Source organism: Kitasatospora terrestris, assembly GCF_039542905.1.
Taxonomy (GTDB): domain Bacteria; phylum Actinomycetota; class Actinomycetes; order Streptomycetales; family Streptomycetaceae; genus Kitasatospora; species Kitasatospora terrestris.
Window position 1 is genome coordinate 8,159,102 of sequence record NZ_BAABIS010000001.1, and the last position, 22,116, is coordinate 8,181,217.

Below are 22,116 nucleotides of genomic sequence, written 5' to 3' on the forward strand. Positions count from 1 at the left end.
CCGGGCTTTTCGGATCGGGTGGGGGCTTGGGGTAGTTTCGGGGCGGTACGTGCCCGTGTTGCAGGACGGCTGCCGGTGTTCGGCGCCCGGGTGGCTCTAGGAGGCGACGGTCGATGGCTGGTTCAACCACGCAGAACGGTTCCCGCGGGGACGCGGGCCCGGACGCCGCGCAGGTCGGGGTGCCGGAGCTGCGGCTGCTGCTGGCCGGGTTGACGTCGGTGCGCGACGGGGACTTCGGCACCCGGCTGCCGGACGACGCGGACGGTCTGCTGGGCGAGATCGCGGGTGTGTTCAACGGCATGGTCGACCAGCTGTCGCGGTTCACCTCGGAGGTGACCCGGGTGGCCCGCGAGGTGGGCACCGAGGGGCGGCTGGGCGGCCAGGCGCAGGTGCCGGGCGTCTCGGGGACGTGGGCGGACCTGACGGACTCCGTGAACGCGATGGCCGGCAACCTGACGACCCAGGTCCGGGACATCGCGCAGGTCGCCACGGCGGTGGCCGAGGGCGACCTGTCGCAGAAGATCACCGTGGACGCGCGGGGTGAGATCCTGCAGCTGAAGAACACCGTCAACACCATGGTGGACCAGCTCGGTTCGTTCGCCGGGGAGGTGACCCGGGTCGCGCGCGAGGTGGGCACCGAGGGCATTCTGGGCGGCCAGGCGGACGTGAAGGGCGTCTCGGGGACGTGGCGCGACCTCACGGACTCGGTGAACTTCATGGCGGGCAACCTGACCGGCCAGGTCCGCAGCATCGCGCAGGTCGCCACCGCCGTCGCCCAGGGCGACCTCTCGCAGAAGATCAGGGTGGACGCGCGGGGCGAGATCCTGGAGCTGAAGAACACCATCAACACCATGGTGGACCAGCTCGGTTCGTTCGCCGGGGAGGTGACCCGGGTCGCGCGCGAGGTGGGCACCGAGGGCCGGCTCGGCGGCCAGGCGGACGTCCGGGACGTCTCGGGAACGTGGCGCGACCTCACCGAGTCCGTGAACGTCATGGCGGACAACCTCACGGCCCAGGTCCGCGCGATCGCGTCGGTCACCACGGCGGTGGCCCAGGGCGACCTGTCGCAGAAGATCAGGGTGGACGCGCGGGGCGAGATCCTGGAGCTGAAGGAGACCATCAACACGATGGTCGACCAGCTCTCGGCGTTCGCGGACGAGGTCACCCGGGTCGCCCGCGAGGTCGGCACCGAGGGCAACCTGGGCGGCCAGGCCACCGTCCGCGGCGTGTCCGGCACGTGGAAGGACCTGACGGACAACGTCAACGTGATGGCGTCCAACCTCACCGGGCAGGTCCGCAGCATCGCCCAGGTCGCCACCGCCGTCGCCAAGGGCGACCTCTCGCAGAAGATCAACGTCGAGGCCAAGGGCGAGGTCGCCGCCCTCGCCGGCGTGATCAACACCATGGTCGACACGCTCTCCGCGTTCGCCGACGAGGTGACCCGGGTGGCCCGCGAGGTGGGCACCGAAGGCACGCTGGGCGGCCAGGCGCGCGTCCTGAACGTCGCGGGCACCTGGAAGGACCTCACCGACAACGTCAACTTCATGGCGCACAACCTGACCAGCCAGGTGCGCAACATCGCCCAGGTCACCACGGCGGTCGCCAACGGCGACCTGACCCGCAAGATCGACGTCGACGCGCGGGGCGAGATCCTGGAGCTGAAGACCACCATCAACACCATGGTCGACCAGCTGTCCTCGTTCGCCGCCGAGGTCACCCGGGTGGCCCGCGAGGTCGGCAGCGAGGGGCGCCTGGGCGGTCAGGCCGAGGTCGAGGGCGTCTCCGGCACCTGGAAGCGCCTCACCGAGAACGTCAACGAACTCGCGGGCAACCTGACCCGCCAGGTCCGCGCGATCGCCGAGGTGACCAGCGCGGTGACCGCCGGCGACCTGACCCGGTCGATCACCGTGGACGCCTCCGGCGAGGTCGCCGACCTCAAGGACAACATCAACTTCATGGTGGAGTCCCTGCGCGAGACCACCCGTGCCAACGAGGACCAGGACTGGCTGAAGACCAACCTGGCCCGGATCGCGGCCCTGATGCAGGGCCGCCGGGACCTCGCGGCCGTCGCCGAGTCGATCATGGACGAACTGACCCCGCTGGTCTCGGCCCAGTGCGGCGCCTTCTACCTCGCCGAGGAGACCGGCGAGGGCACGGTGCTCCGCCTGGTCGCCTCCTACGCCTTCCCCGACGGCCCGCGGCCCGAGGTCTTCCGGCTCGGCGAGTCGTTCGTGGGCCAGGCCGCGCGCAGCCGCCGCACCATCGCCGTCGACCACCTGCCGCCCGGCTACCTCTCGGCGGCCTCCGGCCTCGGCCGCACCGAGGCGCTCGCCCTGATGGTGCTGCCGATCACCGTCGAGGACCAGGTCCTCGGCGTGATCGAGCTCGCGGCCGTCCAGCCCTTCACCCCGGTCCACCGCGACTTCCTGGACCAGCTGATGGAGACGATCGGCGTCAACGTCAACACGATCGTCGCCAACGCCCGGACCGACGAACTGCTCGGCGAGTCCCAGCGGCTCGCCGCCGAACTCCAGGCCCGCTCCGAGGAACTGCAGGCCCGCCAGGAGGAGCTGCAGGTCTCCAACTCCGAACTCGAGGAGAAGGCGGAGCTGCTGGCCGCCCAGAAGGGCGACATCGAGGCCAAGAACCTGGAGATCGAGCAGGCCCGCCAGGAACTCGAGGACCGGGCCCACCAGTTGTCGGTCGCCTCGAAGTACAAGTCGGAGTTCCTGGCCAACATGAGCCACGAACTGCGCACCCCGCTCAACAGCCTGCTGATCCTCGCGCAGCTGCTCGCCCAGAACCCGACCCGCAACCTGACCGCCAAGCAGGTCGAGTACGCCGGCATCATCCACTCCGCCGGCTCCGACCTGCTGCAGCTGATCAACGACATCCTGGACCTCTCCAAGGTCGAGGCCGGCAAGATGGACCTCAACCTCGAGACGGTCTCCGTGGCGAGCCTGGTCGACTACGTCGAGGCGACGTTCCGCCCGATGACCGGCCAGAAGAACCTCGCCCTCACCGTGCGCACCGGCCACGGCGTGCCCGAGGCGCTGCGCACCGACGACTACCGGCTGCGCCAGGTGCTGCGCAACCTGCTCTCCAACGCGGTGAAGTTCACCGAACAGGGCAGCGTCCAGCTGATCATCGACCAGGTCGACCCCCGGGAACTCCCCGACGGCGCGCGCCTCGACGGCCCGGTCCTGGCCTTCCGGGTCACCGACACCGGGATCGGCATCGCTCCGCAGCACCTGGAGACCGTCTTCGGCGCCTTCCAGCAGGCCGACGGCACCACCAGCCGCAAGTACGGGGGCACCGGACTCGGGCTGTCGATCAGCCGCGAGATCGCCTACCTGCTCGGTGGCGGCATCACGGTGGAGAGCGTGCTCGGCCAGGGCAGCACCTTCACCCTGTACCTGCCCATCACCCGCGCCGACCTCCCGGAGACGCCCGCGGTGGCGCCGGGCACCGCCGTCGAGGCCGCCGGCCGCCCGGCCGTCGCCGACCTTCCCGCGGTGCCGCTGCCCGCCCGCCGGCTGCTGGTCGTCGAGGCCCGGACGAACGGGCTGCTCGGCCTGGTCTGCGAGAACGCGCTCACCGACCTGCCCCGGCCCGACGGACGCGAGCTGGAGATCGTCACCGCCGTCGGCGCGCACGAGGCGGCCGCCACCCTGGCGGACGGCCCGTGCCACTGCGTGGTGCTCGACCTCGACCTGCCCGGCGGCGCCGCCTTCGCGCTGCTCAAGGACATGGACGGCGATCCGGCGCTGCACGCCGTCCCCGTGCTCGCCCACCGCAGCCGCGGCTTCGCCACCGACGACGACCTGCTCACCGCCGGGGCCGCCCGGCCGCTGGAGATCCTGTCCAGCCTGGACGAGCTGCGCGAACGCGTGGCCCTGCACATGAGCGCCGCCAGCCCCGAGGACATCCGGCCGCGTACCGCCCCCGCCTGGGAACCCGAGGCGGACCCGAGCCTGACCGGCCGCACCGCGCTCGTGGTGGACGACGACGACCGCAACCTGTACGCGATCACCGGCATCCTCGAACTGCACGGCATGGAGGTCCTCAAGGCCGAGAACGGGCGCGCCGCGCTCGACTCCCTGGCCGCCCACCCGGGGATCGACGTCATCCTGATGGACGTGATGATGCCCGAGATGGACGGATACACGGCGACCGCGGCGATCCGCGCGATGCCCGAGCACGCCCGCCTCCCGATCATCGCTGTCACCGCGAAGGCCATGATCGGCGACCGGGAGAAGAGCCTGGCGGCCGGAGCCAGCGACTACATCACCAAGCCGGTCGACGCCGCCGAACTGATCAGCCGCATCCGGGACCAGCTCACCGCCGCGCCCTCCTGAGCCGTCCTGACCCGCCCTGAGCCCCAGAACAGCTCACGTCCCGTCAGGAGACCGGTGTGCACGAATCCCTCGATCCGACCACGACCCGTCCCGCGGCGGCCCCCGCCCCCGCGGTGCCCGCCGTCGTCGCCCAGCGCGACCACGGGGGCGATCACGCCGCCGTCCAGGCCGGCCCCGCGGCGGTCACCCGGCTCGCCGCCACGGTGGAGAGCCTGCGCGCGGAACTCGCGCTGGCCCGCCAGGACGCCGCCGGCCGCTCACTGATAGAGATGGCCGCCGGAGTCCTGATCGAACGGCTGGGCTGCGGCCCGACCCAGGCCGCCGCCCAACTCGCCGCCCTGGCCGAGCAGGCCGACGTGCCCGTGCTGGAGTTCGCCGCCGACCTGGTCAACCAGGTGGCCGCCGACAAGATCTCCGCCATCGCCCGGGACTTCGTCTCCGGCTCCGCCGAGCGGACCGACGGCCCCGCGCTGCGGCTGCGCGCGGCCGAGGCGCACAGCCTGGCCGCCGGAGACAGCGAGTCGGTCGCCGACTCGATGCTCGCCACCGCGCTGCGCCCGCTCGGGGCCGTCGCCGTCGCGATCTGGGCCGCCCACACGGACCAGTCGATGACCCTGGAGGGCAGCGCCGGCTTCGGCGAGGCGGAGGCCCGGCGCTGGCGGCACGTACCGCCCGGTGTGTCCACCCCGGCCCGCCGGGCGCTCGACGAACGCGAGACCGTCGTCTACCCGACGCTCGCCCAGGCGGGCCTGCCGACCATCGGCCAGCACGAGTTCACCGGCGGACGGATCGTCGTGCCCGCCGGGACCGGCGGCCGGCTGATCGGCGTGCTGGAGGTCTGCTGGGAGACCCTGCTGCCCGAACAGTCCCAGCCCTTGCGGCGCCAGTTCGAGGCGCTCGCGGAACTGTGCGCCATCACGCTGGAGACCGGAGCCGGGCCCGGTGCGGTGGACGACGCGGACCGCGAGTTCGAGGACCTCCAGCGGCTGACCGACGGCATCCTCGACCCGTGCCTGGTCCTGCGCCTCGCGCCCGGCCGGGCCGAACTGCCACTGGAGTTCGCCGTCCGGCACGTCAACCCCGCCTTCGTCGACTTCGCCGGCCGGCCCGCCAGCGCCGTCGCCGGGGCACGCCTGCTGGAGGCCTACCCGCTCGCCGCGGAGGCCGGCGGCCTCGCCGAGAAGATCGAGCACGTCTTCGCCACCGGCGAGCCGTTCCGCACCGCGGACATGCCCCTCGCCGCGACCGTCGACGGCGTCGCCCTCCACGCCCGGGCCCAGGTCAGCATCAACCGGCACGGACGGCACGTCGTGGTGATCTGGCGACTCGACGACGGCACCCCGCGCGTCGCCCGACTCCTCCAGCACGCGCAGCGGCTGGGCCGGATCGGCGGCTTCGAGGAGCACCTCCAGAGCGGTCAGATCGCGTGGAACGACACCCTCTACGACCTGCACGGCCTGCCGCCCACCGCACAGCCGATCGCCCTGCTGCGGCTCCCCGACCACGCCCACCCCGACGACCGGCCCGCCATCGACCGGTTCCTCCGCACCCTGCTGCACCACCACCGCCCGGCCTCCACGGCGTTCCGCCTGCAACGCCCGGACGGTGTCGCCCGCCACATCCGCGTCGTCGCCGAACCGGTCCACGACCACGACGCCGCGGTGGTCACCGTCCGGGGTGCCTACCAGGACATCTCGGCCCAGCACTGGACCGAGGTCGCCCTCGCCGCGGCCCGCGACCAACTCGCCCACACCGAGCAGCAGGCCGCCGAACGCAACCGCCTCGCCCTGCAGCTCCAGCACGCCATCATGCCGCCCGCCCGGGGCCCCCTCACCCTGCACGACCTGGAGGTCGCGGTCCGCTACCGGCCCGCCGAGAAGGACCACCTGGTCGGCGGGGACTGGTACGACACCCTCGCCCTGCCCTCCGGCGAGATCCTGCTGTGCGTGGGCGACGTCGCCGGGCACGGCATCGAGGCGGCCACCGGCATGGTCGCCCTGCGCAACGCCCTGCGCGGCCTGGCCGCCACCGGCGCCGGCCCCGCCCAACTGCTCACCTGGCTCAACAGCGTCACCCACCACCTCACCGACAACGTCACCGCCACCGCCGTCTGCGCCCTCTACCACCCGACGACGCGACACCTGCGCTGGGCCCGCGCCGGGCACCTGCCCCCCGTCCTGCTGCGCGACGGCCGGGCGAGCACCCTGCCGCAGCCGGGCGGCATCCTGCTGGGAGCACTCGACCACGCCGACTACGAGGAGGAGCACGTCGACCTCGCGCCCGGCGACACGCTGGTGATGTTCACCGACGGCCTCATCGAGCGCCGGGACCAGTCGGTCCAGGCCTCGCTCCGCGCCCTCCTGGCGCTGAGCGAGCAGACCTCCCGCACCCAGGAGGACGGGACGGACGACCTCGAGGCCCACCTCGACCACCTCCTGCGCCACAGCAACGCGGACACGGACGACGACACCTGTCTCGTCGGCATCTCGGTCCACCAGTCGATCCATCACGAATTGTCCACCAATCCTTCACAGGGATTCGGCGCATGAAGACCGGGAACGCGGGTACCGGGGGACGGACCGTACCTCCGAAGAAGGGACCGACGTGGCTGTGACCAGTGACGAACTCCTCCTCCAGGCGCCCGCCCTGGGGAGCAGCACCGCCGCGGTCCCGGCGCCCAGGACCGCGCGACGGATCCTGCCCGAGCTGGCCGGCGTCGAGGACCCGCGCCAGGTCGCGCCGGCCGACGCCCGCGAGCTGACCAAGGTGCTCCTCGCCCGCCTCGCCACGCTCGAGGAGGGCACCCGGGAGTACTCCTACGTGCGCTCCACCCTGGTCGAGATCAACCTGTCGCTGGTCCGGTACGCGATCCGGCGCTTCGGCTCGCAGCAGGAATCCACCGACGACCTGCTCCAGGTCGGCTCGGTCGGCCTGATCAAGGCCATCGACCGCTTCGACCCCGACCACGGTGCGGAGTTCGCCACCTTCGCCATCCCCACCGTCCTGGGGGAGATCCGACGGCACTTCCGCGACACCACCTGGGCCGTCCACGTGCCCAGGCGCCTGCAGGAACTGCGCATCACCCTCGCCAAGGCCCAGGACGAACTCTCCCAGCGCCTCGACCGGGCCCCGACCGTCGCCGAACTCGCCGACCACCTGTCGCTCCCGCAGGACGAGATCCTCGAAGGCCTCACCGCCGCCAACGCCCACAGCACCGACTCCATCGACACGGCCGGATCCCGCGACGGCGACCGGCCCGGTGCTCTCGCGGACCGCCTCGGAGAGCCCGACGGACGGCTCGACCTCGTCGAGAACCTCGTCGCCCTCAAGCCCCTCATAGCCGCGCTGCCCGAACGCGACCGCCTCATCCTGTCCATGCGCTTCACCCAGGACCTGACCCAGTCGCAGATCGGCGCCCGCATCGGCCTGTCCCAGATGCAGGTCTCCCGCCTGCTCAGCCGCGCGCTCGACCAGCTGCGCCAGGGCCTCGACGGGGCCTGAGAGCGCCGCACAGACAGCGACTTGGCCGCACCAGCTGCGTCTGCGTAAGGTCATGAGGACACCCGTGGAGGGGGACACCGATGCCATCCCAGAACGACACCGAGCCGACCGTGCCGGACCGCACCGACCCCGCAGCCGGGCCGGTCGCCCGGCCGCAGTCCGCCGACGACCGAGCCGCCGTCTGCGCCCTCGCGGGCGACCTGGACATCGAGACGCTGGCTCCGGCCGCGACAGCGCTCGACGAGGCGATCCGCGACCGCCCCGACGTCCTGGTCGTCGACCTGGAGCAGGTGGGATTCTGCGACTCCTCGGGCCTCAACATGCTGCTCAAGGTCCGGATGGCCGCCAACGCGGCCGGCACCGAGCTGCGCCTCGCGGGCGCGTCCCCGACGGTCCTGCGGCTGCTGGAACTGACCGGCGCCGACACCGTGTTCTCGCTGCACCCGGACACCGCGTCCGCGCTCACCGCCCCCCGGTAGGAGTGGACGATGACTTCGAGCACACGGATGCGCGGGAATGATCCGGGCCGGGCCGGGCAGCAGACCCAGCAGACAGCGTCGACTCCGAAGGGTGCCCGTTCATGAACACTCGCCGGGAAACCCTGGACGAACAGGCCTTCGCCCCCCCGGCGTCCGCCTTCGCCCCGACGCTGCCGGCCGCCGGACAGCGGCGGCGGCTGCCCTTCGCGGGTCAGCAGCAGGTCGTGACGCGGGCCAGGGCGTTCACCCTGAGCGCGCTCACCGACTGGTCGTGGCCCGGGTCCGAGGACGTCGTCCTGCTGGTCGCGGAACTGGTCGCCAACGCCGTGCTCCACGCGGGCGGCCCGATCGAGCTCGTCCTCGACGCCCACCCCACCCGCCTCCGGATCGAGGTCAGCGACAACTCGCCCGTCCTGCCCGCCCCGCGCCGGCCGCACCGACCCGAGATGCCCGGCGGCCACGGCCTGTACATCGTGCAGCAGGCCTCCGACCGGTGGGGCGCGGCGCCGCAGGCATGGGGCAAGACCGTCTGGGCCGAGATCGACACCCGCTCGCCGAACACCTGAGCCGGGGCGCGGCCGTCCGAGCCGGCGCAGCTGCCGCCGTCCCGCCGACCGCCGTGCGCGGTGGTCACACCCATCCCTCCACGGAGACGCTGCGGTCGGGCGGCAGCGGGCGGGCGGCCAGGATGTCGAAGACGGTGTCCGCCTCGGTGACCCGGAGCAGCCGGGTGACCTGGCCGCTGGGTGCGGCGAGCCGGAAGGCGATGCCGGCCGCGTTCGCGGCGCGGCGGGCGCGGAGGAGTTCGTTGAGGCCGGAGGAGGAGCAGAACGTCAGGTCGGAGCAGTCGACGACCAGTGTCCCGGGGACGGGTGCGGTGTCCAGGGCCTGGTGGAGGGCGCGGGCCAGCGCGGCGGCGGTGTCCAGGTCCGCGTGGCCGTGCAGCGCGACGATCCGCATGCCCGGCGGCGCCGGGCAGCGGCTGGTGCTCAGCACCGTGTCCACGACGGGCTCCTTTCCACACCGGGCCGCGGGCGTTGTCGCCCTCTTCGATCCTGCCCCCTCGAGCCCGTCGCTACAGCTCCGGAAACGAACCGGAGCGGCGAGGGCGGCCGCGGGGCGCAGCCGCCGGCTCCGGACGGTGCCGAACGGGTGACCGCAGGCGTCCGCCCACATGGCGGCCGGCCACGCGGGTAACCGCTGGGCATGCGAGCACTGATCGTGAACTGCACCCTCAAGCCGTCCCCCGAGCCGTCGAACACCGAGGCACTGGCCGCCGTCGTCGCGGCCGAGCTCACCTCGCTGGGGGTGGAGGTCGACACCGTCCGCGCCGTCGACCTCGACCTCAAACCCGGGGTGAAGACCGACATGGGCGGCGGCGACCAGTGGCCGGAGGTGCACGCCAAGGTGGTGGCCGCCGAGATCCTGGTCGTCGCTTCGCCGACCTGGGTCGGCCGCCCGTCCTCGATCGCCCAGCGCGTGCTGGAACGGATGGACGCGATGATCTCCGAGACCGACGACGAGGGCCGCCCCGCGGGCTACGGCCGCGTCGCCGGCGTGGTGGTCACGGGCAACGAGGACGGCGCCCACCACGTGATCAGCGAGATCGGCGGTGCCCTGGTCGACATCGGGTACACCGTCCCGGCGCAGGCCTGGACCTACTGGCACCTGGGCCCCGGCCCCGGGCCCGACTACCTGGACGACGACAAGGGCCACGAGTGGTCCCGCACCACCGGCCGCACCATGGCCCGCAACCTGCACCACGTCGCCACCGCCCTCGCCTCCCGCCCGTGGCCCGCCCCGGCCCGGTAGGACCGTGCCCGGCCGGCTCCGTTTGCCGCAGCCGACGGGGGAAAGGCGGACCGTGGGGCGCGTGCCCCACGACGACACGGACAGGGGTGATCGAGCATGCCTCGCGGATCGAGCCCGAAACGGGAGAGGCAGTACGAGCACATCAAGGACAGCGCGCTGGACCGCGGTGAGAGCAAGGAGCGGGCGGAGGAGATCGCCGCCCGCACCGTCAACAAGGAACGTGCCCGGCACGGCGAGTCGAAGACCTCCAGTCGCAGCTCCCGCCAGGACATGTCCTCGTCCGAGCGCGGCGGACAGCGCTCCCACAGCGGCTCCCGGGGCCCGACCAAGGAACAGCTGTACAACGAGGCCAAGAAGCGGAACATCGACGGCCGTTCGAAGATGAACAAGAAGGAACTGCAGGACGCCCTCGGCCGGTAGGAGCAACAGCCGCAGGCGTGGGCCCGGTCCCGAGGGACCGGGCCCACGCCTGCCTCAGGGCGTCACGTCCCGTCGCCCCGTTCCGTGCGCCGGTCCGCCCCGCGGCTGCGGTGGCTGGTGTCACAGAAGGGGTACTGGCGGCTCCGGCGACAGGTGCACAGGGCGGTGACCGGGCGGTCGGCCCGGACGCTCCGGCCGTCGGGCAGCACGATCTCCACGGGGCCGTCGACCAGGACCGGGCCGCTGCCGGTCAGCCTCAGGCGGGGAACGGGACGTTCGTCAGGCCCGGACACCGCGGACCACCACCAAGGTCTCCTCGCGCTCGCCGGGAGCGATCAGCCCGCGTTCCTCGAACCAGTCGGCGCGCTCCGACATCACCGGGCCGAACCGCTGCCGGCGGGCCGCCACCAGTCCGGCCCGCAGCCCCGCCCGGTGCAGGGCGTCGAGCGTGGCGTCCGGATTGGCCAGGGAGGACTGCACGATCAGCAGGACACCGCCGGGGGTCAGCAGCCGGGGCGCCTGGCGGCAGATCCGGTCGAGGAGCAGCCGCCCGGTCGGCCCGGCGTCCCAGGCCCGCGCGATGCCGCGGCGCGGCGGCCCGGTCAGTTCCGAGGGCACGTAGGGCGGGTTGGAGACGATGTAGTCGAAGCGGTCGCCGGCGACCGGTGAGGTGAGGTCGCCGTGGCGGACCTTGAGGCGCAGGTGGCGAAGCCGGGCGTTCAGCCAGGCGGTGGCGAGCGCGAGCCGGGAGAGGTCGACGGCGGTCACCGCCGCGCCGAGCTCGGCGGCTGCCAGGGCGACGGCTCCGGTGCCGGTCCCGAGATCGAGGAGGCTCGACCCGGGCGCGGGCCGTTCGCGGCGCAGCGCCTCGACGAGGAGCGAGGTGTCGCCCTGGGCGGGGTACACGCCGGGGGGTTTGAGCAGAAGCGTGGTGCGGCGGGTGCCGGGCCGGTCGGCCTTGATCACTGACATCACGCACCGCCTTTCGGTTGCGGGGAGTCCGGGAGGGGGGTGAGCAGGGAGCTCCGGTCGTCGTGCCAGCAGCTGAGCAGGTGGTTGCCGAAGCGGGCCTCGACCGCGCCGGTGGCGGCGATGCCGAAGGCGATGTCGGGGCCGAGCGAGGGATCGTCCTTGACCAGCGGGGTGATGACGGTGCGGCGCACGAGCTGCTCGTGGACGGCGTCGGCCACCACGTGCTCGCGGTAGAAGAGGGTGCCGGCCGGGGAGGCGCCGAGGCGTTCGAGCGCTGCGGCGAGGCGGGCGGCACCCGGTGGAGAGGTGATCTCCACGGTGGCGAACTGCCCGACCAGCGCGCCGCGCAGGGCGCGGTGCAGGCCGAACAGCGACATCAGGTTGACCACCGCCAGCGCGGGGGCGGGCACGGCGTCGAGGTAGTGACCGTACCCGGGGGCCAGTCCGAGGTCCGCCATCATCTCGGCGAACAGTTGGGCGTGGGCGCGCTCGGGGCGGCCGCCGCCGTACTCGTCGTACTGCACCGTGACCAGCGCGGCCTTGGCGGGGTTCGGCAGCCGCGGGACCACCCACATCTGCGGGTCGGCCTCCTTGAGGTGGTAGAGCGAGCGGTGCGCCAGGTACTCGCGCAGCTGCCAGCGCTCACCGCGCTCGAGGAGGTGGTGGGACGGGCCGGTGCCGTCGGTCTCCTCGGCCAGCAGGGCGGACAGCGCGGCGGACAGGGGCGGGGGTTCGCCGGTCTCCTCCCGTACGGCGGCCAGGAACACCTGCTCCAGCGCGGACCGCAGGGCGAGCACCGAGGCGTCCCACTCCCGTTCGGGGTCGACTCCGGCGAAGCCCTGGTAGTGCAGTTCGTAGCAGACGTAGAGGGCCAGCTGGACGTCCTCGCCCCAGGGGTCGCCGAGCGGCGGCCGCTCGATCCGGGTGTTCGGGCCGGCGGCGGTGCCCCGCAGGGCGGCGAGGAGGGCGGCGCTGACCGGTCCGCGTGGCCTCGGCAGTGCGGGCGGCGGACCTGCGGCGTGCGGGGCGAGGCCGGTCGCGGTGGTGGAGGTCACCGGTGCCCCCCGGGCGCCGGGTGGAGCTCCAGGACGCAGCACTTCGGGCCGCCGCCCCCCTTCAGCAGCTCGGGCAGGTGCACCCCGACGGGCACGAAGCCGTCGGCGCGCAGCTGCTCGGCGAGGCCTTCGGCGGCGTCGGTGAGCAGGACGTGACGGCCGTCGCTGATCGCGTTGAGGCCGAGGACGTCGGCGTCCCGGTCGGTGGCCAGGATCGCCCGGGGGAAGAGCGCGCGCAGCGTGCGGTCGCTCTCGGGCGTGAAGGCGGGCGGGTAGTACATGATCTGGTCCTCGCTCAGCACGGCCAGCGCGGTGTCCAGGTGGTAGAAGCGCGGATCGGTCAGCTGCAGGCTGACGACCCGTCGGCCGAGCGCCGCCTCCGCCTCCCGGTGCGCGGCCGGGCTGGTCCGCAGGCCCGAGCCCGCCAGGACCAGGTCGCCGACCGGAAGGAAGTCGCCTTGGCCCTCGTTCGGCAGTTGCGCGACCGTCGGCCGGTACCCCGCCTGCCGGAACCACGAGCGGTGGGCCGCCGCCTCCGGCGCCCGCTCGGGGTGCCGGAACCTGGCGACCAGCACCCGGCCGTCCACCACCGAGGCCCCGTTCGCGGCGAACACCATGTCGGGCAGCCGCGGCAGGGGCTGCAGCGTCTCCACCCGGTGGCCCAGCTCGCGCAGCGTGTCGCGGAGCGTCCGCCACTGCCGCAGGGCGGCATCGGCGTCCACCGGGCGGCTCGGGTCCATCCACGGGTTGATCGCGTACTCGACCGCGAAGTAGGCCGGTGGGCAGAGCAGGAAGCGCCGGCGGGTGGCGACTCGGCACGGGACGGTGGTGGTCATCGGGTGCTCCTGTAGTGTGCCGGGGACGTGGTCAGAGATCGGCGGGCAGCCGGGGGGACGGGATCGGCGCTGCGGTCGCTCCTGATCTCCATGCTCACCTCCGGGTGGCTGCGGCTCTGGGCGCGTCTACCCGGCGCCGCCCGCCGGACACGGCCCGTCTTCGATCAAGTCCTGCTCCCGCCGGCCTGCGACGAGCCGGCCCCGGCGTACCGGCCCCGACGTGCCGGGCGGGCACGTGCCTGGTTCAGGGCCGCAGCGCGTCGTGGAGCAGCTGCAGGGCGGCCAGGAGGGCGCCGGTCCGCACGGCATCGGGCTCGGCGCCCCGCAGGGCCGGGGCCGCCGCACGACTGCCCCGGGGGCCGGCCACGGCGACGTACACCGTGCCGGGTGCCCGGCCGTCCTGTCCCGCGGGCCCGGCGACCCCGGTGGTGGCGAGGCCGTAGGTCGCGCCCAGGACGTCCCGGACCCCCTGGGCCATCTGGACGGCCACGTCGGGGTGCACGGCGCCGGTCGCCGCGAGGAGTTCGGCGTCGACGCCGAGTACGGCTTCCTTGACCTCGGTGGCGTAGGCGACGACCCCGCCGAGGAAGGTTTCCCCCGCGCCGGGCGCATCGGCCATGGCGGCCGCGAGGCGCCCGGCGGTCAACGACTCCGCCACGGCCACGGTGTGCCCGGCGGCGGCCAGCGCCGCGGCGATCTGCCGCGTCAGGACCTCGGCCCGCTCGGGTCCGTGCGGTGGCCCGTCCGTGCGGCCGGCCGGGCCGGTGCGGTACGACATCGCCCCTACCCCACCCGCCCGCCGGCGGGCGGCGCGTCCGCGCGGAACACGTCGGCCCCCAGGGGCCGGACGAGGCACGGGTCGGCGGGGGAGTGCGCGAGGGCTTCGCTCACGGGCGTCCGGGACTGCTCCATGCCGGGCTTCTGCTCCGCGCAGCCGGGAGGAAACGCCTGCTGCGGCCCGCCGTTCACCACGCGGCCACGGTGCTCTCGACGTTGCTCCGGGCGGTGACCGGGCCGGAGCCCGGAACCGCGGCCGCGCCCCGGGCGGTGAGGCGGGCGAGGTCGTCCACCACGTCGGTCAGCGACCGGCGGCGGTCGAACACGGCCCGCTGCCGGTCCGCGCCGGTGCCGCGGGTCAGCCGGCGGTGGACGAGCGCGCGGGCGGTCTCCAGGTCGCCGGCCATGTCCAGGGCGGGAGCGGCGAGTTCGAGCAGGTCCGTGACGAGCCGGCGCGTCGCCACGCGCCGCCCCGTGACCGGGTCCGTACCGACGCCGGCCAGGCCGCCGAGCGCCGCCTGCCGATGGGCCTCGCGCAGGACCACCGCCGGCATCGGCGGCGGCGGGCCACCGCGGCGGTGGAAGCCGAGGAAGGTCTGCGCCAGTGCGCGCAGCAGGACGGCCAGCATGAGCGGGGTCTCCGCGTCCGCGTTGGTGTCCGCGACCCTGACCTCCAAGGTCGGCAGGTGCTCGGAGGGCCGCGCGTACCAGTACAGCATCCGCCGGTCGAGGATCACGCGGTCGTCGGTCAGCTGCCGCATCGTCTGCTCGTACCCGTCCAGGTCCAGGACCGGCGCGGGCCCGCAGGTGGGCCACGCCAGGTAGCGGCCGGCGCGACTGCTCGCGGCGCCGACGTCCCGGCCCTCGCAGAACGGCGAGTTGACGCACAGCGCCTGCAGGACGGGCAGCCACGGACGCAGGCGGGCGCTGACCGCCAGCGCGTCGGCGCGGCTCAGGTCGCCCACGTGCACGTGGCAGCCGCAGAGCTCGCCGCCCAGTTGGTCGGCGGTGCCGTCCACGTGCGCGGCCACGCGCCGGTAGCGGTCGGTGGGGGTGAGCGGCAGCGGATGGTCGCTCGGAAGGACCGCGGTGCCGGTGGCCACCAGCAGGCATCCGGCCTCTTCGGCCGCTTCGACCATGGCCCGGCGCGCGCAGGCCAGCTCCGCCCGCAGGTCGGCGGCGGTGGTGACCGGACGGGTGCACGCCTCGACCTGGGTGGCGAGGAACTCGTGCTGCGCCCGGCCGCCGAGCGCACGGGCGGCGTGCGGCACCACGAGGTCGGCCCGGGGCACGGTGCGCCGGGTTGCCGGGTCGACCAGGAGGAACTCCTCCTCGACGCCGAACCGCAGCACATCGGCTCGACCGTTCATCGCTGCCCGTCGCATGCACGTCCTCCTGACCACGGATTCCCCGTCCCGCGTCTGGCCGGTCCTCGCGGCCCGCAAACGGCGGGGCCGCAGACCGCGACATCGGACCCGGTGCCACTCGCAGCAGCTCGGCCCGCCCACCGCCCGCGGCGGCCCGGTCGGGCCGTCCTCACGCCCGTTCGCACGGCCGGGCCGACCTCAGCCGGGCCACGTGCCGGTCACCCGGCGGACACCGGCCGCGCCGCCGCGGTCGATCACCGCCCTGACCAGGGCGAAGACCGCGCCCTGCAGGGCGGCGGCCAGCAGCACCTCCCGCCAGGTGCGGTCCTGGTCGGTGGCCTCGGGCGCCTCGTCCTCGTGGCCGAGGACAGCCCACAGCCGCTTGAACACGGCGCCGGCCACGACCCCGCCGAGCGCGCCCGCCAGCAGGCCGAACGGCTTGTAGAGAATCCTGAGCATCGTCGCCTCCTCCGTGGACCTTCGCAGCGGCACCCGCTCAGCGGTGGGCGTCCACGGCCGGACGGTCCGCGAGGACGGCCCCGCTGACCTGGCGGTGCCAGCCGTCCAGCGTGCGGGCCTGCTCGGCGGCCCGATCGCCCATGCGCTTCAACTCTTCGGCGTCGACCCGGTGGTCCGCCTCGGCGAGGGCTCCCAGGGCCCGCCAGAGAGCGGCTTTGCCCTCGACGCCGGTCCGCAGGGCCTCCAGTTCGACCAGGTCGCTGAGCGGGGAACGGCGCAGGAGCGTTCCGTTGGGCTTGAGCCGGCCGAGACGCTCCCCGGCCAGGCCCAGCCAGGTGCGGTAGCGGTGCACCGGGACGCCCAGGGTGCGCATGGTCCGCACCAGGAAGTCGCGGTCGTGCTCGATGTCGCGGGCCAGACGGCTCAGTTCGGCGCGACGGCTGTCGGGATGCGCTCCGGCCATCCGGTCGGCGAGTGCGGCGCCGGCGAACGCTGCGGTGAGGTGGTCGTTCAGGTAGACGCCCAGAGGATCGGCCTGCATGCGGGGCATGGACGGTCATCCTTCCATCCGTGCGGCGCGGGGCGCCGACCCCACCGGAAACTCCCGGCGCGAGGACGGCGCTCCTTCGCCCGCGGTCCGAATCGGCGGTGCTTCCCACCCCCGGGGCGGCGGAAGGTCGGGCAGGAGCGGCGCGGGCCGGGGCTGCGGCCGCCTCGGAAAGGGCGGTGCCGGCGGCAGCGGCACTGTCACCGCGGAAACTGCGGTCATGATGTCAGCTCTCCTTCGACTCGTCCCGTCCGCGCACGCCTACCCGGTGCGGGTGCCGCCACGCGTCGCCGCGCCGCGCATCGCGGGGAGTCGTGTCGCGCATCGCGGGGAGCCGTCGTGAACCCGTCCTCGCCCGCCCGGTCCCGTCCCGCGCGACCCGAGGTGCGTGCGCAGGCTCTCGCCGCCGGGGTCAGGCGACGAGGACGGCCTGCAGGCAGGTGTGCAGGAGCGGTTCCGAGGTGCCGAGGACCTTCGCGGCGCCGCCGTGGACCTCGACCCGCAGGCCGCTGTGCGGGTCGGCGTAGACGGGGAAGCCGTCCGGGGTGAACTCGCCGGTGAACGCGACGTTCACGACGCGGGACGGTGCGTGGGAGCCGGGTGGTCCCGGCAGGACGAGCGCGTAGCGCCGGGCAGTGGTCATGACGGCACACTTTCGGGGGGCCGGTCCGCGGTGGCCGGTGCCGGCCGCGCGGACGCTGGGCTGACGGGGAAGAGCGCGTCGGTGCCGGCACTCCTTCCCAGGAGGGGCCGCCCGGCGTTGCCTCACGTCGACTCCGTCCTCTCCAGCCTCCTCCTCCAGCCCCGGAAACGAAAGGGAGCCGGGAATGACCCGGGGGCGAAGCCTGCCCGGTCGGGGGCGCCGGCCGTCACCCGCCGCCCCGGGCCGGTGGGGCGAGGTCGTATTCGGCCCAGACGGTCTTGCCACCGGTGGTGGTGGGGCTGCTTCCCCAGGCGCGGGCGAGGCGGTCGACGATCCGCAGGCCGTGGCCGCCGGGGGTGTGCGGTGACAGCGGCTGGAGCTGCGGTCGGTCGGTGCTGGTGTCGCTGACGGCGATCCCGACCCGGTTCTCCGGGATCCGGTACAGGTCCAGGGTCAGTGGGCCGCCGGCGTGGGTGGCGGCGTTGGCGAGGAGCTCGGCCGTCACCAGGACCGCCTCCCAGACGGCGCGGCGGTCCACGCCGGGGAACCAGTCGGCCAGGGCCAGGCGGGTGAAGGCGATGCCCTTCTCCACACCGGATCCCGGCCCGGCCGGGAACGCCAGGCGGCACCTGAGCACCGGGACGGCCGGCGGCGTGGTCATGGGAAACACTCCCGGGGTGGGGTCCTGCGGCGCGTCTTTCCCGTGCCCGCCGGGTTACGCCGGGCGGGCCCCGGGTCTCTTCCGACCCGTGGATTCCGGAGGTCCACGGCGCGGGGTGCCGGTGGTGGACGGCCGGCGGCGTCGCGGTGCCACGGGGCCGTTTGCCGCTGGAGCCGCAGGGCACGCGCCGGGTGCCGGAGTCGATCCGCGGCGGCATGGGAGCGTACGGGGCCCGCAAGGTGTCGGTGCCCCTCGCTGCGCTCCCGGCCGACCGCCTGCCGCTGGGCGATCCGCCCGGCCGGCTGCCGCGTCCGTCCGTGGCGTCCGGCACCCGCGACCACCGCACCGGAGGAAACCGATGACCGACCAGGGACCCGTGAAGAAGATCGTCGACAAGGTGGCGGAGCTGGCCGAGGCCGCCCTTCCGGACGACAGCCCCGAGGTGCCGGGCGCGCCCGCGCCCCGGCCGCCGACGCTCGCCGAGCCCGTCGAGCCGGCCGATCCGCTGCCGCCCAAGCAGGACCAGGAAGCCCCTGCCGTTGTCTCGGCGACGGGCCGGACGGACGGGGCGGAAGCCGACGCGCGGTCACAGCACGGCGCCTACCTCACCACGGCGCAGGGCACCCGGTTGCACGACTCCGACCACTCGCTCAAGGCGGGGCCCCGCGGACCGGTGCTCCTCCAGGACCACCACCTGCGGGAGAAGATCACGCACTTCGACCACGAGCGGATCCCCGAGCGGGTGGTGCACGCGCGCGGGGCGGCCGCGCACGGAGTGTTCCGCGCGTACGGCACGGCCACCGGGATCTGCCGGGCGGCGTTCCTGGCGGAGGACGTCGAGACGCCGGTGTTCGTCAGGTTCTCGACCGTGCTGGGATCCCGGGGGTCGGCGGACACCGTCCGTGACACCCGGGGCTTCGCCACGAAGTTCTACACCACCGAGGGCGTGTTCGACCTGGTCGGCAACAACATCCCGGTCTTCTTCGTCCAGGACGCCATCAAGTTCCCCGACGTCGTGCACGCCGCCAAGCCGCACCCGGACCGGGAGATCCCGCAGGCGCAGTCGGCCCACGACACCTTCTGGGACTTCGTCTCGCTGCACACCGAGGCCACCCACCACACGCTGTGGAACATGTCGGACCGCGGGATCCCGCGGTCCTACCGGACCATGGAGGGCTTCGGCGTCCACACCTTCCGCCTGGTCGACGCCGAGGGCGGGACGGTGCTCGTGAAATGGCACTGGAAGCCGAAGCTGGGAGTGCACTCGCTGGTCTGGGAGGAGGCCCAGCTGATCGCGGGCCTCGACCCGGACTTCCACCGGCGGGACCTGTACGACGCCATCGAGTCCGGCGCGTTCCCGGAGTGGGAGCTGGGTGTGCAGGTGTTCCCCGACAACGAGGAGCAGGTGTTCGAGGGCATCGACCTGCTGGACCCGACGAAGATCGTCCCGGAGGAGCTCGCCCCCGTCCAGCCCGTCGGCCTGCTCACCCTCAACGGCAACCCGACGAACTTCTTCGCGGAGGTGGAGCAGGTCGCCTTCCACCCCGGGCACCTGGTGCCCGGCATCGACGTCACCGACGACCCGCTGCTGGCCGGCAGGTTGTTCTCCTACCTCGACACCCAGATCACCCGGCTCGGCGGCCCCAACTTCGCCCAGATCCCGATCAACCGCACCCACGCGCCGGTCAACGACATGCTCCGGGACGGCTTCCACCAGGACGCGGTGCACGGCGGCGTCGCACCGTACAAGCCGAACTCGCTGGACGGCGGCTGTCCGTTCTTCGCGGGCGCGGGCGAGCACGGCTACATCGAGCACCCGACCCCGATCGCCGCGACGGGCAAGGTCCGTGAGGCGCCGGTCTCCTTCTCCGACCACTTCACCCAGCCCCGGCTGTTCTGGTCCAGCATGAGCCCGGTCGAACGCGAGCACATCATCGCCGCCTACACCTTCGAACTCGGCAAGTGCTACGAACAGGCCGTCAAGGAACGCACGTTGAAGGTCCTTGCCAACATCGACCCGTACCTGTGCGCCCAGGTGGCGCAGGGGCTGGGCCTGCCCGCTCCCGAGCGGTCCGAGCACCTGGCCGACATCGCACCCAGCCCCGCCCTCTCGCAGGTCGGCCGCACCTGGCCGACGGCGGGCCGGGTCGTCGGTCTGGTGGCCGCCCCGGACGCGGACCTCGCCGGGCTCGACACCGTTCGCCGGGCGGTACTGGACGCCGACATGGTGCCGCTCGTCGTCGGCCCCACCGGTGGGGCGTTGAGGGTCGACGGCGAGGAACCCGTCGCCGTCCAGCGCACCTTCGCCACCGCCAGGTCGCTCGAGTTCGACGCGGTCCTGCTCGCCGGCGTGCCCGCTCCCGGGCTGGACGCGGACGGCGCGCGTGACGCCAAGGCGGGGAACCCCGCCGCTCCGGCCGCCCCCGTCGATCCCCGCATCACCCTGATGCTCACGGAGGCGTGGCGCCACGGCAAGGCGGTCGGCGGGTGGGGCGCCGCCGGGCAGGCCCTGGAGGCGGCGGGCATCCCGGCCGACGCACCGGGCGTCGTGCTCGGTGACGACGGCGAGGACGTCCTGGCCGGGATCACGACGCTCCTCGCCGCCCACCGGGTGTGGGAGCGTTTCCCGGCCCCGCCGGAGTCGTCCGACTGACCGGAGCTCCCCGGGCGGGCGGTGCGCGCGGTGCGCCCCGCCCGCCCCGGGCGGTCAGGCCGCCGCGTGCGCGGGAGGACGTCCCAGCGCCCGGGGCAGGTCGTCGTAGAAGTACGCCAGGGTCTCCACCCCCTGGCGCAGGGCCCGGAGTTCGACCTTCTCGTCGGCGTCGTGCCAGCGGTCCTCGGGCAGGCCGGTGCCGTAGAAGACCACCGGTGCGTGCAGGGCCTGCGCCAGCAGCGCGGCCGGGGCGCTGCCCCCGTTGCCGATGTGGACGGCCGGGCGGCCGACGGTCCGGCTCACCGCCCGGTCCAGGGCCGCCAGGACCGGGTGCCCGGCCGGGGTGGAGTAGGGGTCGGCGTTGATCGGCGGGCTGGTCAGCCGCCAGGCGAAGTCCGGCGACACCTGCTCCCCGACCCACTGGCGCAGTTGGTCGACGGCCCGGTCGGCGCTCTGGTCGGGCACCAGGCGCAGACCGATGTCGGCGGCGGCGACCGCGGGCATGACGCCCCGGGAGGGCAGCCCGGGCTCGCCGCCGTGCAGCACCGCGATCTCGGCGGCGGGCCGGCTCCACAGGCGTTCGAGCACGCTCCACCCCGCTTCGCCGCGCACGCCGCGGCATCCGGTGCGGCGCAGCCAGTCCTCGGTGTCGAAGGGCACGGAGGCGAGTTCGGCCCGCCGGGCCGCGGTGGGCGGCCGGACGTCGTCGTAGAAGTGGGGGACGGCGACCCTGCCCCGCTCGTCGTGGAGGTGCCCGAGGACCCGGCAGAGCTCGGCCGACGGGTCCGGGGCCGCGCCGGCGACGAGACCGCTGTGGACGTCGTGGTCGGCGCCGCGGATCTCCAGGTGGGCGCTGACCGCGCCGCGCACCCCCGTGCAGACGGCCGCGTCGTCGAGGGACCAGAGCATGGTGTCGGACAGCACGATGGCATCGGGCCGCAGCCGGCCCGCGTGCCGGCCCAGCAGGTCGGCCAGGTGGGGTGAGCCGATCTCCTCCTCGCCGTCGACGACGAGGAGGAGCGTGAAGTCCGGTGCGGTACGGCCGGTGACCGCCAGATGGGTACGCAGCGCCCAGACGTGGCACAGGAGTTGGGCCTTGGCGTCGGAGGCGCCGCGGCCGTACAGCCGGTCGCCGCGGCGCAGCGGCGAGAACGGGGCGGTGATGCGCCAGTGCTCCGGGACGACGGCGCGCACGTCGTGGTGGCCGTAGACGAGCAGCGTCGGCGCGTCGGGGTCCCGGGCGGGCCAGCGGGCGTGGACGGCGGGGGCGCCCGCGGTGGTCCACACGTCCACCTCCGGGAATCCCGCCTCCCGCAGCCGCTCCGTGAGGAACCGCGCCGAGTCGTCCAGGTCGGACGCGTGCTCGGGGACGGCCGAGACGGAGGGGACGGCCGTCCAGGCCGCGAGCTCCTCCACCCACCCCTCCAGGTGCCCGTCGACGTGGTCACGGACGGCCGGGGCCGGCACGGGCCGCCCGCCGTCCCCAGAGAGCCCGGCCATGCTCCACCTCCAGCGCTTCCGTGTCCCCCCGCCTGCCTCGCCCACCCGTGGGACGGCTTTCCACCTGCGCCCGGGT

The 22,116-nt window shown here is 74.0% G+C and carries 20 protein-coding genes; 8 read left to right on the forward strand and 12 right to left on the reverse strand.

Annotation, left to right across the window (positions count from 1 at the left end; genetic code table 11):
• The first annotated feature begins 113 nt into the window (after positions 1-113).
• The 5 genes from ABEB06_RS37190 (at position 114) to ABEB06_RS37210 (ending at position 8,904) form a co-directional block, all read left to right on the forward strand.
• Positions 114-4,358 carry a HAMP domain-containing protein gene (locus ABEB06_RS37190; RefSeq protein ID WP_345701365.1) on the forward strand — a complete coding sequence of 1,415 codons (4,245 nt, stop codon included), beginning with the start codon at positions 114-116 and terminating at the stop codon, positions 4,356-4,358.
• A gap of 56 nt (positions 4,359-4,414) precedes the next feature.
• Positions 4,415-6,907 (forward strand): GAF domain-containing SpoIIE family protein phosphatase, encoded by a 2,493-nt coding sequence (locus ABEB06_RS37195; RefSeq protein ID WP_345701366.1) that lies wholly within the window; start codon positions 4,415-4,417, stop codon positions 6,905-6,907.
• A 55-nt stretch (positions 6,908-6,962) separates the two neighbouring features.
• On the forward strand, positions 6,963-7,859 hold the full coding sequence (locus tag ABEB06_RS37200) for a SigB/SigF/SigG family RNA polymerase sigma factor (RefSeq protein WP_425559743.1): 897 nt from the start codon (positions 6,963-6,965) through the stop codon (positions 7,857-7,859).
• A gap of 80 nt (positions 7,860-7,939) precedes the next feature.
• Positions 7,940-8,338: an STAS domain-containing protein gene (locus ABEB06_RS37205; protein WP_345701367.1), complete on the forward strand. Its 399-nt coding sequence runs from the start codon at positions 7,940-7,942 to the stop codon at positions 8,336-8,338.
• 101 nt (positions 8,339-8,439) lie between these two features.
• On the forward strand, positions 8,440-8,904 hold the full coding sequence (locus ABEB06_RS37210; RefSeq protein ID WP_345701368.1) for an ATP-binding protein: 465 nt from the start codon (positions 8,440-8,442) through the stop codon (positions 8,902-8,904).
• A gap of 64 nt (positions 8,905-8,968) precedes the next feature.
• Here the strand turns inward: ABEB06_RS37210 and ABEB06_RS37215 are convergent, their stop codons facing one another.
• Positions 8,969-9,343, reverse strand: a complete 375-nt coding sequence (locus ABEB06_RS37215) for an STAS domain-containing protein (RefSeq protein ID WP_345701369.1) — start codon at positions 9,341-9,343, stop codon at positions 8,969-8,971.
• 201 nt (positions 9,344-9,544) lie between these two features.
• On the opposite strand from ABEB06_RS37215, the gene ABEB06_RS37220 reads away from it, so the two are divergent.
• Both ABEB06_RS37220 and ABEB06_RS37225 read left to right on the forward strand, forming a co-directional pair.
• On the forward strand, positions 9,545-10,150 hold the full coding sequence (locus ABEB06_RS37220) for a flavodoxin family protein (RefSeq protein ID WP_345701370.1): 606 nt from the start codon (positions 9,545-9,547) through the stop codon (positions 10,148-10,150).
• A 96-nt stretch (positions 10,151-10,246) separates the two neighbouring features.
• Complete coding sequence (locus tag ABEB06_RS37225) at positions 10,247-10,570, forward strand: plasmid stabilization protein (protein ID WP_345701371.1); 324 nt, start codon at positions 10,247-10,249, stop codon at positions 10,568-10,570.
• 62 nt (positions 10,571-10,632) lie between these two features.
• Here the strand turns inward: ABEB06_RS37225 and ABEB06_RS37230 are convergent, their stop codons facing one another.
• From ABEB06_RS37230 to ABEB06_RS37275, 10 genes are all read right to left on the reverse strand, one after another.
• On the reverse strand, positions 10,633-10,863 hold the full coding sequence (locus tag ABEB06_RS37230; protein ID WP_345701372.1) for a CDGSH iron-sulfur domain-containing protein: 231 nt from the start codon (positions 10,861-10,863) through the stop codon (positions 10,633-10,635).
• Positions 10,850-11,542, reverse strand: coding sequence for a HemK2/MTQ2 family protein methyltransferase (locus ABEB06_RS37235; protein ID WP_345701373.1), 693 nt, complete (start codon positions 11,540-11,542; stop codon positions 10,850-10,852). The genes ABEB06_RS37230 and ABEB06_RS37235 overlap by 14 nt, the downstream gene beginning before the upstream one ends.
• Positions 11,542-12,597, reverse strand: a complete 1,056-nt coding sequence (locus tag ABEB06_RS37240; protein ID WP_345701374.1) for an iron-containing redox enzyme family protein — start codon at positions 12,595-12,597, stop codon at positions 11,542-11,544. The genes ABEB06_RS37235 and ABEB06_RS37240 overlap by 1 nt, the downstream gene beginning before the upstream one ends.
• On the reverse strand, positions 12,594-13,433 hold the full coding sequence (gene ddaH / locus ABEB06_RS37245) for a dimethylargininase (protein WP_345701375.1): 840 nt from the start codon (positions 13,431-13,433) through the stop codon (positions 12,594-12,596). The genes ABEB06_RS37240 and ddaH overlap by 4 nt, the downstream gene beginning before the upstream one ends.
• Before the next feature lie 244 nt (positions 13,434-13,677).
• The gene (locus ABEB06_RS37250) at positions 13,678-14,211 is read right to left on the reverse strand and encodes a CinA family protein (RefSeq protein WP_345701376.1); all 534 of its coding nucleotides are present in this window, start codon (positions 14,209-14,211) and stop codon (positions 13,678-13,680) included.
• 187 nt (positions 14,212-14,398) lie between these two features.
• Entirely contained in the window at positions 14,399-15,595 is a 1,197-nt protein-coding gene (locus ABEB06_RS37255) for a carboxylate-amine ligase (RefSeq protein ID WP_345701377.1), read from the reverse strand.
• A 180-nt stretch (positions 15,596-15,775) separates the two neighbouring features.
• Positions 15,776-16,036: a DUF4235 domain-containing protein gene (locus tag ABEB06_RS37260; protein ID WP_345701378.1), complete on the reverse strand. Its 261-nt coding sequence runs from the start codon at positions 16,034-16,036 to the stop codon at positions 15,776-15,778.
• A gap of 37 nt (positions 16,037-16,073) precedes the next feature.
• The gene (locus tag ABEB06_RS37265) at positions 16,074-16,586 is read right to left on the reverse strand and encodes a hypothetical protein (protein ID WP_345701379.1); all 513 of its coding nucleotides are present in this window, start codon (positions 16,584-16,586) and stop codon (positions 16,074-16,076) included.
• Between the two features lie 409 nt (positions 16,587-16,995).
• Complete coding sequence (locus tag ABEB06_RS37270; RefSeq protein ID WP_345701380.1) at positions 16,996-17,226, reverse strand: DUF6296 family protein; 231 nt, start codon at positions 17,224-17,226, stop codon at positions 16,996-16,998.
• 226 nt (positions 17,227-17,452) lie between these two features.
• Positions 17,453-17,887 (reverse strand): ATP-binding protein, encoded by a 435-nt coding sequence (locus tag ABEB06_RS37275; RefSeq protein WP_345701381.1) that lies wholly within the window; start codon positions 17,885-17,887, stop codon positions 17,453-17,455.
• 358 nt (positions 17,888-18,245) lie between these two features.
• Between ABEB06_RS37275 and ABEB06_RS37280 the strand changes: the two genes are divergently transcribed.
• A complete protein-coding gene (locus tag ABEB06_RS37280) occupies positions 18,246-20,540 on the forward strand; it encodes a catalase (protein ID WP_345701382.1) in 2,295 nt (764 codons plus the stop codon).
• Between the two features lie 54 nt (positions 20,541-20,594).
• Here ABEB06_RS37280 and ABEB06_RS37285 read toward each other — a convergent pair whose 3' ends face one another.
• Entirely contained in the window at positions 20,595-22,040 is a 1,446-nt protein-coding gene (locus ABEB06_RS37285; protein WP_345701383.1) for a M20/M25/M40 family metallo-hydrolase, read from the reverse strand.
• Between the last annotated feature and the right edge of the window lie 76 nt (positions 22,041-22,116).

Coding starts and splice junctions, on each gene's coding strand:
- ABEB06_RS37235 (WP_345701373.1), bottom strand. CDS start 11,542: ATGTCAGTGATCAAGGCCGACCGGCCCGGCACCCGCCGCACCACGCTT.
- ABEB06_RS37220 (WP_345701370.1), top strand. CDS start 9,545: ATGCGAGCACTGATCGTGAACTGCACCCTCAAGCCGTCCCCCGAGCCG.
- ABEB06_RS37205 (WP_345701367.1), top strand. CDS start 7,940: ATGCCATCCCAGAACGACACCGAGCCGACCGTGCCGGACCGCACCGAC.
- ABEB06_RS37210 (WP_345701368.1), top strand. CDS start 8,440: ATGAACACTCGCCGGGAAACCCTGGACGAACAGGCCTTCGCCCCCCCG.
- ABEB06_RS37285 (WP_345701383.1), bottom strand. CDS start 22,040: ATGGCCGGGCTCTCTGGGGACGGCGGGCGGCCCGTGCCGGCCCCGGCC.
- ABEB06_RS37265 (WP_345701379.1), bottom strand. CDS start 16,586: ATGCCCCGCATGCAGGCCGATCCTCTGGGCGTCTACCTGAACGACCAC.
- ABEB06_RS37260 (WP_345701378.1), bottom strand. CDS start 16,036: ATGCTCAGGATTCTCTACAAGCCGTTCGGCCTGCTGGCGGGCGCGCTC.
- ABEB06_RS37270 (WP_345701380.1), bottom strand. CDS start 17,226: ATGACCACTGCCCGGCGCTACGCGCTCGTCCTGCCGGGACCACCCGGC.
- ABEB06_RS37225 (WP_345701371.1), top strand. CDS start 10,247: ATGCCTCGCGGATCGAGCCCGAAACGGGAGAGGCAGTACGAGCACATC.
- ABEB06_RS37280 (WP_345701382.1), top strand. CDS start 18,246: ATGACCGACCAGGGACCCGTGAAGAAGATCGTCGACAAGGTGGCGGAG.
- ABEB06_RS37190 (WP_345701365.1), top strand. CDS start 114: ATGGCTGGTTCAACCACGCAGAACGGTTCCCGCGGGGACGCGGGCCCG.
- ddaH (WP_345701375.1), bottom strand. CDS start 13,433: ATGACCACCACCGTCCCGTGCCGAGTCGCCACCCGCCGGCGCTTCCTG.
- ABEB06_RS37255 (WP_345701377.1), bottom strand. CDS start 15,595: ATGCGACGGGCAGCGATGAACGGTCGAGCCGATGTGCTGCGGTTCGGC.
- ABEB06_RS37275 (WP_345701381.1), bottom strand. CDS start 17,887: ATGACCACGCCGCCGGCCGTCCCGGTGCTCAGGTGCCGCCTGGCGTTC.
- ABEB06_RS37250 (WP_345701376.1), bottom strand. CDS start 14,211: ATGTCGTACCGCACCGGCCCGGCCGGCCGCACGGACGGGCCACCGCAC.